Genomic DNA, 13196 nt, shown 5'->3' on the forward strand with positions numbered 1-13196 from the left:
GCGCCATAGGAGAGCCGCTTGCCGCCCTCGAAGGTGCCGCGGATCGCCGGATGGGTCTTGAAGCGCTGGAATTCCTCGAACGGATAGAGATAGGGGTTCTTGTAGTTCAGGTGGACGACGAAGCCGACCGCCACCAGATTGTCCTCGAGATGATAGAGGAAGGAGCCGCCGCCGGTCTTCATGCCGAGCGGCCAGCCGAAGGAGTGCTGCACCAGGCCCTGTTTGTGGTTCTCCGGCTTGACCTGCCAGAGCTCCTTGATGCCGATGCCGAATTTCTGCGGCTCGCGGTCCTTCTGCAGATCGAACTTGGCGATCAGCTGCTTGGCGAGCGAACCGCGCACGCCCTCGCCGATCAGCGTATATTTGCCGCGCAATTCCATGCCGCGGGTATAGTTGGGGCCAGGCTCGCCGTTCTTCTCGATGCCCATATCGCCGGTGGCAACGCCGATCACCGCACCCTTGTCGTCATAGAGCACTTCGGTGGCGGCAAAGCCCGGATAGATCTCGACGCCGAGCTCTTCCGCCTTGGTCGCCAGCCAGCGACAGACATTGCCGAGCGAGACGATGTAGTTGCCGTGATTGTTCATCAACGGCGGCATCATGACATTCGGCAGGCGGATCGAGCCGGCCGGCCCGAGCAGCAGAAAATGGTCTGATGTGACCTCGGTCTTGAAGGGATGATCGGCCTCATCGCGCCAGCCGGGCAGCAGCCGGTCAATGCCGATGGGATCGACGACGGCGCCGGAGAGAATATGGGCGCCGACTTCCGAGCCCTTCTCCAGCACGACGACCGACAGTTCCGGATCGACCTGCTTCAGCCGGATCGCCGCGGAAAGACCGGCAGGGCCGGCGCCGACGATCACGACGTCGAATTCCATGCTCTCGCGTTCGGGCAGCTCAGTCGTCTCGGTCATTCACTCGTCTCCGCTTGGCCGCCTACGGCCATCATCCCATGGGTGACTTTCTTGTCAAAACAGCGCCGCATTGTCGAGCCGGGATGCGACAGCCAATCCTCAATTTCGCACAATGATACGTCTGCCGATCCGAGATTTACGATAACGCTTACGTTAACGTCAATTGCGAAATCCGATGCGGCCCTTCCCTCTCTTTCCTTTTTCCTCGCCTGCGCCTTATACATCGCTCAAAGACATCGGAGAAAATCATGGATCTCGGCATCAAGGGCAAAAGGGCGCTCGTTCTCGCCTCCTCACGCGGGCTTGGCCTCGGCATCGCCACTGCACTGGCGCGCGAAGGCGCAAACGTGCTGCTCTCAGGGCGCAGCGGCGAACAGCTGGAGGCCAATTGCAAGGCGATCAACAGCGAAGGCCATGGCCGGGCCGACTGGATCTGGGCCGACCTCAGCGATGAACGTTTCGTCGAGACGGTGACGACGGCGGTGAAGGAGAAATTCGGCGGGCTCGATATCCTCGTCAACAATACCGGCGGGCCGACGCCCGGCACGACCGAGGACATGACGGGTGAAAAGCTCGAAACCTATTTCCTCTCCATGGTCGCCCGGGTGATCACCCTGACCAATGCCCTACTGCCCGGCATGAAGGCGCAAGGCTGGGGCCGCATCCTGACGGTCGCCTCCTCGGGCGTAATCGAGCCGATCGCCAATCTGGCGCTGTCGAATACGCTGCGCCCGGCCCTTGCCGGCTGGAGCAAGACGCTTGCCTCCGAAGTGGCGAGTTTCGGCATCACCACCAACCTGCTCCTGCCGGGCAGCATTCTGACGGCGCGGCTCGACGATCTCGATGGCGCAGCGGCAAAACGGACGGGCAAAAGCCTCGAGGAAATCCGCACCGACAAGGAGGCGCGCATTCCAGTCGGCCGCTACGGTAAGGTGGAGGAGTTTGCCGCAACGGCGGCCTTCCTGTGCAGCCAGCCGGCAAGCTACATCACCGGCTCGCTCATCCGCTGCGACGGCGGCGCGGCACGATCCGTCTGAGGTATCCGTTAAGCAGCGCGGGTGGCCGAGGCCGCCCATGCCGCTGCGCTGCGGATCATCTGTTCCACATTGGCCGGATCGTCGGCAAGTTCGGCGAGCTCGGAAAGCCGATGGAACCCAGTCAGGACCGCGATGCGCCGCCGGTCAAGCCGTCGGCCGGTCAGGATTTCATAGGCCGAGACGATGCGTGCGGTCAGATCGGGCGAGATGAAGTTCGAATAGATGAACTCCTGGTGCAACGGCCCGAAACCGGAATCGGCGAAATCGTAAATACCATTGAGCCTGCCCTGCCGAAAATCGAAGGCCATGTTCCAGCCGTGGCCGTCGAAAAAGCCGTAGACCTTGCCGTAGGGATCCGGCGGCAGGAATTCGAAATCCGAAACAACGGTCTCTGCAAAGCGCTGGATATCAGCGGGCAGCAGCGGCAAGGCCTTAGCTCGCACCACGTCCGGCGATTGCCACGGCTGGATCGCCGCTGCGCCGGCCGCACGCAGGCGGTCGGCGTCAAGCGCGTGAAGCTCGGCGTAAAAACGCGCGAGATCATCCGCCAGGCGCTGCCGTTCGCCCTCCCCGAGCGCATCGTAATCTTCGGTAATGAGATGTTCGCCCTCCAGCTTGGCGTGACTGGAGAAGATCGGCGGCCCGTCGTGAATGCGCATATCGGGAACCGCCATCGACAGCGACGGCCTGATGATGTCGAGCAAGGCCGCTTCCTTCACCAGCGCCCTTTCGGCGCCGAGATGGCGGGGAAACTTGAAGATCAGCGTGTCATCGACATCAACCGCCATCGAATCCCAACCCTTCGCCGCCAGCTTGAAGACGGAGGCCGTCAGGTGGGGAAACACGCTTGTGATGAGGGTGCGAAATTCGCGGGCTTCCAACTCAGTCATGACGAACTGCCTTCTCTGTTTTCCGCTATTCCTTGTGTGCAGCGACCCGCATGCGGGAGCGGCTTCGGCCTGCCGCAGTCTAGCGGCAATGCCGCTGCGTAGCCACGTCAGGCGCACTCCTACTATATTAGTATAGTTTGAATATTACGGAATATTCATTACAAAAATTTAAGCCCTTATAACCACTTAGTGATCGCGACCCGGGAATTATGTCTTTTTTGCGCCGCAATATACGCGGCTCAATCAAGCATAAATTCGCAACCCTGCTCAACCGGTCTCGCCATGAAGAAATTTTGGATCACCGTCAGTATTATCGCCGCTGCTGCCGTCGGCCTCTGGCAATTCGGCAACCTGATCCCCTATGCCTCGCGCATCCCCTACTTCTCGCAGCTGACCAGGCAGGCGGCCGGCGGCAATGGCGGCGGCCAACAGGCTCAGGGCGGCCAGGCACAGGCCGATCCATCGCAAGATGGCGGTCAACATCAGGGCGGCGGCCGCAGGCGCGGCGGCGGCGGCCCGACCGTCGTCAAGACCGTCGCAGCGGTCAAAACGACGCTGCCCATGGATGTGACGGCGACCGGCTGGGCCGACGCGGATGACAACACCACCATCGCCGCACAGGAACAGGGGCTGATCGTCAGCATCGCGGCGCAGGACGGGGCGACCGTCAAGGCCGGCGACCTGATCGCCAAGCTGGACGACCGGACGGCCAAGGCGGCCGTCGACAAGGACAATGCGATGATCGTGCGCGACACGGCGACGCTTTCGGAAGCCGAGACCGCGCTGGTGCGCGCGCAGGACCTGTTCGACCAGAAAGCCGGCACCCAGCAGAGCCTGGATCAGGCGAGAGCCGCCCGCGATACCGCCGCAGCGACGGTCGATGCTGATAAGGCGACGCTCGCCTCCGATCAGATCCTGCTCGAGCATACCGATATCCGCGCGCCATTCGACGGCCGGCTTGGCGATATCGCGGTCAGTAAAGGCGCCTTCCTCAATGCCGGCGCGGCGATCGTCACCATCGCCAAATACGATCCGATCTATGTGAAATTCCACCTGCAGGAGCGCTATTTGCGCGAGCTGAAGAAGGCATTGGCAGCCGGTCCGGTCGAGGTCAGCACAGCCCCCAGTTCCACCAAGGGCCAGGTCCGCAAGGGCGAGATCAGCTTCTACGACAACACGGTCGATACCGCCTCGGGCACGATCCTCGCCAAGGCGAAATTCGAAAACGCCTCCGGCGCCCTCTGGCCCGGCCAGTCGGTGAATATCGTCGTGCATTTCAACAACAACGAACAGCAGGTGGTGGTGCCGACGGTCGCCGTCAGTCCCGGCCCGGACGGTTTCTTCGCCTTTGTCGCCAAGGACGGCAAATCGCGGCTGACACCGGTGACCGTCGCTCGCGCCAATGGCGGCTTCACCGCCATCGAATCTGGCCTTTCAGAAGGCGACCATGTGGTCGTCGAGGGCCAGGGCCAGCTCAGCGACCAGCAGGCGATCAAGGAGCAGTTCGACGAAAAGGCGCTCGATCTCGCGTCCGCCGACGCGCCCCGGCAGCCGCAGAAGTCCGAGACGATCACCGTGGGAGCTCAGCAATGATCCCCAATTTCTGTATTCAGCGCCCCGTCGCGACGACGCTGCTTGCCATCGGCGTCATTCTGGCCGGTCTTGCCGGTTACCGGCTCGTGCCAGTTGCGGCCCTGCCCCAGGTCGATTTTCCGACGATCAACGTTTCGGCGCAGCTGAGCGGCGCCTCACCGCAGACGATGGCGACGTCGGTCGCCACGCCGCTGATCAAGCAGTTCGAGACCATTCCCGGCATCAGCGAGATCAGCGCCTCGAGCTCGCTCGGCAGCACCAGCATCGTGCTGCAGTTCGACCTCAACCGTGATATCGACGCGGCCGCGGCCGACGTGCAGGCTGCAATCTCACATGCGACCCGGCAGCTGCCCGACAATTTGACGACGCCGCCGAGCTACCGCAAGACCAACCCGGCCGATGCGCCGGTCATGCTGCTCTCCGTACAGAGCAACACCATGCCGCGCAGCAAGCTCGACGAGATCGCCGAAGACATCATCTCGCCGTCGCTTTCCACCCTCCCCGGCGTCGCTCAGGTCAGCGTCTATGGTGCCCAGACCTATGCTGTGCGTGTCGAAGTCGATCCCAACAAGTTGCTCACCCGCGGCATCGGCATCGACACCGTCAACAAGGCGCTTTCTGCCGCCAACAGCCAGCAGCCCGTGGGGACGCTGCAGAACAATGCGCAGAGCATGACCATCACGGCGAACACGCAGCGCACCAATGCCGACCAGTTCCGCTCGCTCGTCATTGCCAATCCGAACGGCGCGCCGATCCATCTCGGCGATGTCGCCGATGTGCAGGACAGCGTCGAGAACCAGTATACTGGCAGCTGGTATGACGGCCAGCGCGGCATCATCCTCGCCATCCAGCGCCAGCCGGATGCCAACACTGTCGACGTCGTCGATGCGATCAACGCCAAGCTGCCGCAGCTTCACGCTGAAATTCCGGCTTCGGTCACGACCGTGGTCATGAACGACGCCGCAAAACCCATTCGCGCCGCCATCGCCGACGTGAAGTTCACGCTGTTCCTGACGATCGGCCTCGTCGTCCTCGTCATCTACCTCTTCACCGGCCACGCGACGGCGACGATCATTCCAGGGCTTGCCGTTCCGCTGTCGCTGATCTCGACCTTCGGCATGATGTATGTGCTCGGCTACAGCATCGACAACATATCGCTGCTGGGGCTGACGCTCGCAGTGGGGCTGGTGGTGGACGATGCCATCGTCATGCTCGAAAACATTCTGCGCCATGTCGAGGAAGGCATGCCGGTGCGCGAAGCGGCGATCAAGGGTGCCGGCGAAGTCAGCTACACCATCATCTCCATGTCGGTTTCGCTGATCGCGGTGTTCATCCCGATCCTGCTGATGGGCGGCGTCGTCGGCCGCGTCTTCAACGAATTCGGCATGGTGGTGGCCATCGCCATCATCTCGTCGGCGATAGTCTCGCTAACCGTGACGCCGATGCTCGGCTCGCGTCTGTCCAACAACCACAGCCGGCCGCCGCTGCTCATCCGCCTCTTCGATGCCGGCTTCGAGCGGACGCTCAATGGCTATGACAGAGCAGTCGGCTGGTGCTTGCGTCATCGCATCACGATCCTCGGCGTGTTCCTCGGTTCGGTGGCGCTGACGGTCTATTTCTTCATGACGCTGCCGACGAGCTTCTTCCCGCAGGAGGATATCGGCCGCCTGACGATCAGCACCCAGGCCCGCCAGGACATTTCCTATTCCGCCATGGAGGCGCTGCAGCAGCAGGCGGCAGCCGCCGTCAAGGCGAACCCGGCGGTCAACCACGTGATGTCGACGATCGGCGGCAACCCCAACAAACCGCAGAACAATGGCTCGATGTTCGTCGAGCTCAAGGACAAGAAGGAGCGTCCGCCGCTTGACCAGACGCTGCGCGAGCTGCGCACGGCGATCAACAAGATCCCCGGATTGCAGGCCTTCGTGACGCCGAACCAGAGCCTGCGCTTCGGCGGCCGCCAGACCGCCAGCCAGTATCAGCTGGTCATTCAGGCGCTGAGCGCCGACCAGACCAACCTCTGGGCCGGCAAGATCCAGGCGGCGATGCGCAAGGATCGGCTGTTCACCGACGTCACCTCGGACGCCCAGAACAACGCCCTGCAGGCGAATATCGTCATCGATACCGAGCGCGCGGCCGCCTACGGGATCGACAACGATACCCTGCGCACGACGCTGCAGGAATCCTTCAGCGGCTATACGGCGGCCGAGATCCAGTCGACCGGCGACAGCTACGACGTCATCGTCGAATACGATACGAGTAAACCCTGGGACGACCAGAAACTGGCCGAAATCCGCGTCGCCTCGTCGAATGGCAGCCTGGTGCCGCTGTCGAATTTCGCGCATGTCGAGCGCACCACTGGCCCGGTCACCATCAATCAGACCGGCCAGCTCGTCTCGACCACCGTCTCCTTCAACCTGCCGGAGGGCGTCTCGCTCAGTGACGCGACGGCGGCGATCGACCAGATCAAGAAGGAGATCAGCCTGCCGACCGATGTCTTCACCTCCTATGGCGGTACGGCGGAAATCTTCCAGCAGTCGCAGGGCAATACGCCTTACCTGATCCTGGCGGCCGTTTTGACCATCTATGTCGTGCTCGGCGTGCTCTATGAAAGCTTCATCCATCCGCTGACCATTCTCTCAGGCCTGCCGGCCGCGGCCTTCGGCGCGCTGCTGGCGTTGAAGATCATGGGCTTCGATCTGTCGATCATCGCCCTTATCGGCCTGCTGATGCTGATCGGCATCGTCAAGAAGAACGCGATCATGATGATCGACGTGGCGATGGAGACGATGCGCACGACGGGCGAAAAGGCGACGGCGGCGATCCACGAGGCCTGCGTGCGGCGCTTCCGCCCGATCATGATGACGACCTTCTGCGCCCTGCTCGGCGCCTTGCCGATCGCGCTCGGCACCGGCGCGAGCTCCGAGCTGCGCCAGCCGCTTGGCATCGCCGTCGTCGGCGGTCTTGTCGTCTCGCAGCTGCTGACGCTGTTCATCACGCCGGTCATCTTCGTCGAGATGGACCGCTTCGGAAACTTCCTGGGCCGGTTGATGGGCCAGAAGAAGGTCGAGGCGCCGGTGATGCAGGAGACAAGGGCAATGGCTGCCGAATGATGATGGCCCTCTGACTTCCGCGTCGCCATCAGCCCTTGCGGCGCACGTCTTCTTCCGCAGGGAGAACTCTTCTTCCCCAGGAAGAATACGTGCGCCCTTGATCACATCAACTTTCGATCCTCTTGAATGTGTCACGCCTCTGTGGCATCACCCGCCCTCCTTGATCCGGGCGTCCTTCGCCCTTCACGGAGCGACGCTCCGTCTCCAATAACAATCGGCATGAAGGAGTGCGGGCATGGCTCAGGCGCTGGGTTTCGACTTCGGCACGACGAATACGGTTCTCGCCATGGCGGACGGCGGGACAACCGGCTCGATGACGTTCACGAGCACGGCGGGCACGGCCGACAGCATGCGCACCGCGCTGTCCTTCATGAAGGATGCCCAGCTCGGCGCTTCGGCGCTGAAGGTGGAGGCCGGCCATGCGGCGATCCGGCAATTCATCGACAACCCCGGCGAATGCCGCTTCCTGCAGTCGATCAAGACCTTTGCGGCGAGCGCGCTGTTCCAGGGCACGCTGATCTTCGCCAAGCGGCATAATTTCGAAGATCTGATGGAGATCTTCGTGCGGCGCCTGCGCAACTATGCCGGCGACAACTGGCCCTCAGATGTCAGCCGCATCGTCACCGGCCGGCCGGTGCATTTCGCCGGCGCCAGCCCTGATCCGGTGCTTGCCACCGAACGCTATAACGAGGCTCTGTCGCGCTTCGGCTTTCCCGAAATCCACTATGTCTACGAGCCGGTCGCCGCCGCTTTCTATTTCGCGCAGAACCTGAAGCGGGATGCGACCGTGCTGGTCGCCGATTTCGGCGGCGGCACAACCGACTATTCGCTGATCCGCTTCGAAACCGTCGCCGGCAGGCTGACGGCAACGCCGATCGGCCATTCCGGCGTCGGCGTCGCCGGCGACCATTTCGACTACAGGATGATCGACAACATCGTCGCGCCGCAAATCGGCAAGGGCAGCCATTTCAAAAGCTTCGACAAGATCCTTGAAGTGCCGTCCAACTATTATTCCAGCTTCGGCCGCTGGAACCAGCTGTCGATCTTCAAGACCACGCGCGAATTCGAGGATTTGAAGAAGCTGGTGCGCACCAGCCTGGAACCGGAAAAGCTCGAGATCTTCATCGACCTCATCGACCATGACGAGGGTTACCCGCTCTACCAGGCGGTATCGGCAACGAAGATGGCGCTGTCGGCCGCCGACGAGGCGCCTTTCGACTTCGCGCCGCTTGGCCGCGGCGGACACCGCAGCATCAAGCGCAGCGACTTCGAAGGCTGGATCGCCGAGGATCTCGCCCGCATCGAAGGCGCGCTCGACGAGGTGCTCGACAAGACCGAGACGAAGCCGGCGGAGATCGACAAAGTGTTCCTGACCGGCGGCACCTCCTTCGTGCCGGCGGTGCGCCGCATCTTCACGGAGCGTTTCGACCGCGACCGGATCGAAAGCGGCGGCGAACTGCTGTCGATCGCCCACGGCCTGGCACTGATCGGCGAACGCGACGACATCACGCAATGGACTGTGCAATAGATCAGGACGGAGCGGCCAATGTGCAGCCTGCCCTTTCAATGCCCATTTCTCTCCGTTAAACTTGTCGCATGATCTCCGCCAACGACCTCTCCCCTGCCGAGCTTGCAGCGCTTCTGCATTTCCATGCGGATGCCGGCGTGGAGTGGCTGCTGGAGGAAGAGGCGGTCGACCGCTTCGCCGAGTTCGAAGCGATGAAGGCGGCGCGCCGCCCGGGATCGGCGCAGCAGGACCGTCCTGCGGCCGGGGAGCGTCCAAGCGTCGGGGAGCGTCAGACATCGCCGCGCCCGACTGCGGCAGCACGTCCAGCCCCAGCCTCCGGCCCGCAACCGGCGATCCCGGATGGCGAGGCGGTGCAGCAGGCGCGTTTCGTCGCCGAAAGCGCGCGCTCGCTTAGCGAACTGAAGACCGCGCTCGAAGCCTTCAACGGTTGCAATCTCAAGCACAGCGCCCGCTCGACCATCTTTGCCGACGGCGACGCCGAAAGCGGCATCATGGTGATCGGCTCGGCCCCGAGCGCCGAAGACGACCGAGAAGGCCTGCCTTTCTCGGGTAAGTCCGGCCAGTTGTTCGACAAGATGCTGGCGGCGATCGGGCTCGATCGCTCTAGCGTTCTGCTGACGCAAGTCATTCCCTGGCGCCCGCCAGGTAACCGGGCGGCATCGGCGGCCGAGATCGACATCTGCCGGCCCTTCATCGAACGACAGATTGCGCTCGCCGAACCGCAGGTGATCCTGCTGCTCGGCAATTTCGCGGCGCGATTCTTCTTCGGGGAAAACGATACGATTCACGGCCTGCGGGGCCGCTGGAAGGACATCGTCATCGCCGATCGTGCCATTCCGGCCATCGCCAGCCTGCATCCCCAGGATCTGTTGACCGCACCCGTCAACAAGCGGCTCGCCTGGAACGATCTTCTCGCCTTTCAGGCAAAACTCAAATCCCTCTCTCTGCTCAGAAATTAGTCGACGTTGAAGAATTTGTGAAGCGCGCCATGCATTTTTCGCATTGCTGCATCGCGTCAGCACGCATTGTAGAATCTATGCTGCACTGCAATATAGGCCTGTGTCTTGGGAGGAATCACAGGAACCAAGGCCATGAACAAGAGATTTCGTCCTATGCATTCCGGGTTTGAAACCCTTCGCCTTGCCGGCGACCAGCTTCGCTTCACACATGGCTACAGCCGCTTCGGTTTCGCCACGAACGAACAGATGATCGCCCGCGGTACCGGCATCAACAGCCGCACGGCGCGCCCGAACGCCATTTTCTCGGACTTCCAGCAATACTGAGCGGCGGCCGCTACAGCGCCGCGCATCTCGCCAGACGCGCAGATGATGCTGTAGCGCTTTGAATCTGCTGCCTTTTAAATGTCAGAGTAACCCACCATGTCAACGATCCTGCTATCGCTTCTGCGCAACATCGACACCTTCGAGCATATCCGCGTCGCTGTCTGCGCCGCGCGCGAATATGAGCGCGAGTTGTCGGTAAAGCCGGCCAATGCCGGCCCGGTCTCAGCAGCGATCGTGTTGTGATCACACCGTCAGTGGGTCGATCCGGGCCGTTGCCCATTCGAAGGCTTCGTCGACATAGGCGAACTTGACCGCCTGCCAGGCGCAATATTCCTCGACGAAATGCCGCGATAGCCAGAGATGCGCCTTACGCGGCTCATCATACCAGCCGACGCAGCCACGCTGTGCCGCCTTTGCCAGAAGGCGCTGCAGGTGCGTGCGCGACATCATGAAGTCGGCGGCAAGCGCACGGGTTTCGACGCGGCCGACGAGAAACTTGACCGCCTCGGCGTCTTCCGTTTCCATCCTGGCGATGAAGTTGTCGACGACGAGGCCGCCGGCTTCCGTCCAGAGAAACAACGCCACCTGCGCCGGCGGCTCCCGCCACGCGGCATCTTCCAGGCAGTGGCGTGCAATGCGCGGCTGAACGAGCCTCATCAATGACGGGTTTGCCTGGAAAACCGCCGCCCGTTCACCGCCGTCGAGCAGATCGAGCGCGGCGAGATTGGCATGAATCCACGCCGACATCGCCTGGAGGCTGACATTGGCAGGCTCGAAATGGCGCGGCCGGCGCCGCTCGTCGCCCGGCGTATGGGTGATGAAGCGGTAGGTAAAGAGTTCTTCGATGAAGGCGAGCACGGTGTTGCGGCTCGCCACCTTGTGGGCGGTGATGCGGCCGGTCAGCCCAACTGCTGTAAGACCCGAGGTCGGGTCGCGCGGATCATATTCCAGATGGAGGGCATAGGCGGTCTGGGTCAGCAGCCAGCGCTGGTGGGAGGCGAGCAATCGCGCCAGACGCGGGCCGGCATCGAACATGCCGCGCGTCTGCCCGGCCAGAAAGCGAATACTCGTCAGAAAGGCGCAGTTCCCCGCCAATTGCTCCGCCGTGAACGCCATTATGCTTTTCTCCACCTCCGCTCGCAGACCAGCGTTCGGAGCAGTAATATCGAAAGCCGCGGTGGCAGCGGCCTGTCAGCCATGCACAGCGTTGAATAAATGATCGTATCTCATGTTCAACAACCATATTCCTGGGATCGACGCCATCCTAAGAATTGACCATTCCTTCGCCCCCGAGCAGCAGGTTTCGCGCGGCCGCAATCGCCGCGTTAAAATCCAGCCTGCCGTGAAGCTCAGGCCTGCGGCGTCGTCGCCTTGCGCGCCTCGCGCTGTTCGATGCCCAGCTGATGCTCGCGATAGATGATGAAGATACCGGCAGCAACGACGATGACCGTGCCGGTGAGCATGGTAAGGCTCGGCACGTCGCCGAAGACGAAGTAGCCGACGACGCCGCCAAGCAGGATCGACGTATACTCGAACGGCGCAATGGTGGAGACGTCGGCGTGGCGGTAGCTTTCGGTCAGCAGGATCTGCGCCACACCACCGCAAAAGCCGGCAGCGACGAGAAAAAGTGCCGACGGCCACGGCAGGATGTGCCAGCCGAAAGGAAGCGAAGCCAGCGAGAAGACCGACGCGGTGAGCGAGAAATACAGCACGATCGTCGCCGTCTTCTCCTCCTCGACGAGGCGGCGCACCTGGATCATCGCCATGCCGCCCAGAACCGCCGAGAACAGCACGCAAAGCGCGCCGACGGCCTGTTCAGTTTCCATGCCGCCGTCTCGAAACAGCGTCAGCTTTGGCCAGGAGATGATGGCAACCCCGGCTATGCCGACCAGAACGGCGCTCCAGCGATAGATGCGCACGGTCTCGCCGAGAAAAACCGCGGCGAAGATCACGGCGACGAGCGGCAATGCGTAGCCGAGCGCGATCGCCTCCGGCAGCGGCAGATGCAGGAGGCCGTAAAAACCGAAAGCCATCGACAGTATGCCGATCGTGCCGCGCTTCAGGTGCCCGACCGGATTGGTGGTTTGAAAGGCGGCGCGCAGCTGTCCGATATAGGCGAGATAGGCCATGATCGGGAAGAGCGCGAAGAAGGACCTGCAGAAGGTGACCTGACCCGGCGGAATATCCGGGCCGGCCAGCTTGATGAAGGTCTGCATGGCGAGGAAGACCACGACCGATGAGACTTTCAGCGCAATGCCTCTCATCGGGTTTCTGAGAACCGAGTGCATGATCCTGGCTCTAATGCTGACTTGAACGAAGGGGAAACGCGTTCGACTCGGGAACGCAGCAGGTGACGCCCCATCGTAGCGAAAGAAAATCCCGCTGCATAATCCTTAAATCGGAATCGACGTCAGGATGACGCGGGAGTTCAAGGCTTACGGCATGCTTTGCGCGTCTGGAGAGGCCGGCATTCTCGTCGGCAAATCCTCGAGCAAAACCGGCAAATTCGGGCAAAAGGCAGCTACTACGACAATAGCGTTTCGATCGTCGCCTTCGCGCGCACCCTCGGCTACGAGGATTACGACGGGCTCGGCTGGACGGCGGCGTGGTGCAGCAGACCGCAAGCGACGCGTACGATCAAGGCCGCGCTCAATCAGAAATAGCAGACCTACTTCTGGCCCGCGCGTCCATCCGTTTCGAACAGGATATTTAGCCCGTAAACTTCGTGTTCGCGGGCAATTTGCTTTAACTTTGGTTCAGACTTTAATGTAATCATGCCCGGCAATTTAGGCAGAGCGCCCGCCTCTGTATCCGCGGTTGTCAAATAACGGTCTTCAG

The 13196-nt window shown here is 62.0% G+C and carries 11 protein-coding genes and 1 pseudogene; 8 read left to right on the top strand and 4 right to left on the bottom strand.

The window, feature by feature from the left end:
• On the bottom strand, positions 1 to 914 hold a 914-nt coding region (locus tag EFR00_RS22665; protein WP_148102822.1), incomplete at its 3' end, for an NAD(P)/FAD-dependent oxidoreductase.
• A 248-nt stretch (positions 915 to 1162) separates the two neighbouring features.
• Here EFR00_RS22665 and EFR00_RS22670 point away from each other — a divergent pair.
• Positions 1163 to 1951: an SDR family oxidoreductase gene (locus tag EFR00_RS22670; protein ID WP_009995259.1), complete on the top strand. Its 789-nt coding sequence runs from the start codon at positions 1163 to 1165 to the stop codon at positions 1949 to 1951.
• Positions 1952 to 1959: 8 nt separating this feature from the next.
• On the opposite strand, the gene EFR00_RS22675 is transcribed toward EFR00_RS22670, so the two are convergent.
• Positions 1960 to 2841: a phosphotransferase family protein gene (locus EFR00_RS22675; protein ID WP_009995260.1), complete on the bottom strand. Its 882-nt coding sequence runs from the start codon at positions 2839 to 2841 to the stop codon at positions 1960 to 1962.
• Positions 2842 to 3123: 282 nt separating this feature from the next.
• On the opposite strand from EFR00_RS22675, the gene EFR00_RS22680 reads away from it, so the two are divergent.
• The 6 genes from EFR00_RS22680 (at position 3124) to EFR00_RS33115 (ending at position 10601) form a co-directional block, all read left to right on the top strand.
• Complete coding sequence (locus tag EFR00_RS22680) at positions 3124 to 4434, top strand: efflux RND transporter periplasmic adaptor subunit (protein ID WP_077994848.1); 1311 nt, start codon at positions 3124 to 3126, stop codon at positions 4432 to 4434.
• Positions 4431 to 7547 (top strand): efflux RND transporter permease subunit, encoded by a 3117-nt coding sequence (locus EFR00_RS22685; RefSeq protein ID WP_077994847.1) that lies wholly within the window; start codon positions 4431 to 4433, stop codon positions 7545 to 7547. Before EFR00_RS22680 ends, EFR00_RS22685 begins: the two co-directional genes overlap by 4 nt.
• A gap of 235 nt (positions 7548 to 7782) precedes the next feature.
• Entirely contained in the window at positions 7783 to 9075 is a 1293-nt protein-coding gene (locus EFR00_RS22690) for an Hsp70 family protein (protein ID WP_077994846.1), read from the top strand.
• Between the two features lie 68 nt (positions 9076 to 9143).
• Positions 9144 to 10034: a uracil-DNA glycosylase gene (locus tag EFR00_RS22695; RefSeq protein ID WP_077994845.1), complete on the top strand. Its 891-nt coding sequence runs from the start codon at positions 9144 to 9146 to the stop codon at positions 10032 to 10034.
• Between the two features lie 132 nt (positions 10035 to 10166).
• Positions 10167 to 10358 carry a hypothetical protein gene (locus EFR00_RS22700; protein WP_077994844.1) on the top strand — a complete coding sequence of 64 codons (192 nt, stop codon included), beginning with the start codon at positions 10167 to 10169 and terminating at the stop codon, positions 10356 to 10358.
• Between the two features lie 96 nt (positions 10359 to 10454).
• Positions 10455 to 10601, top strand: a complete 147-nt coding sequence (locus EFR00_RS33115; protein WP_164519028.1) for a hypothetical protein — start codon at positions 10455 to 10457, stop codon at positions 10599 to 10601.
• Here EFR00_RS33115 and EFR00_RS22705 read toward each other — a convergent pair whose 3' ends face one another.
• Both EFR00_RS22705 and EFR00_RS22710 read right to left on the bottom strand, forming a co-directional pair.
• Entirely contained in the window at positions 10602 to 11474 is an 873-nt protein-coding gene (locus tag EFR00_RS22705; RefSeq protein WP_077994843.1) for a hypothetical protein, read from the bottom strand. It abuts the gene before it with no gap.
• A 233-nt stretch (positions 11475 to 11707) separates the two neighbouring features.
• Positions 11708 to 12646, bottom strand: coding sequence for a DMT family transporter (locus EFR00_RS22710; RefSeq protein ID WP_077994842.1), 939 nt, complete (start codon positions 12644 to 12646; stop codon positions 11708 to 11710).
• A gap of 219 nt (positions 12647 to 12865) precedes the next feature.
• Between EFR00_RS22710 and EFR00_RS34045 the strand changes: the two are divergent.
• Positions 12866 to 13021: pseudogene (locus tag EFR00_RS34045) on the top strand (methyl-accepting chemotaxis protein); the annotation flags it as partial.
• Positions 13022 to 13196 lie beyond the last annotated feature (175 nt).

Source organism: Rhizobium sophoriradicis (genome assembly GCF_003939025.1).
Taxonomy (GTDB): Bacteria; Pseudomonadota; Alphaproteobacteria; order Rhizobiales; family Rhizobiaceae; genus Rhizobium; species Rhizobium sophoriradicis.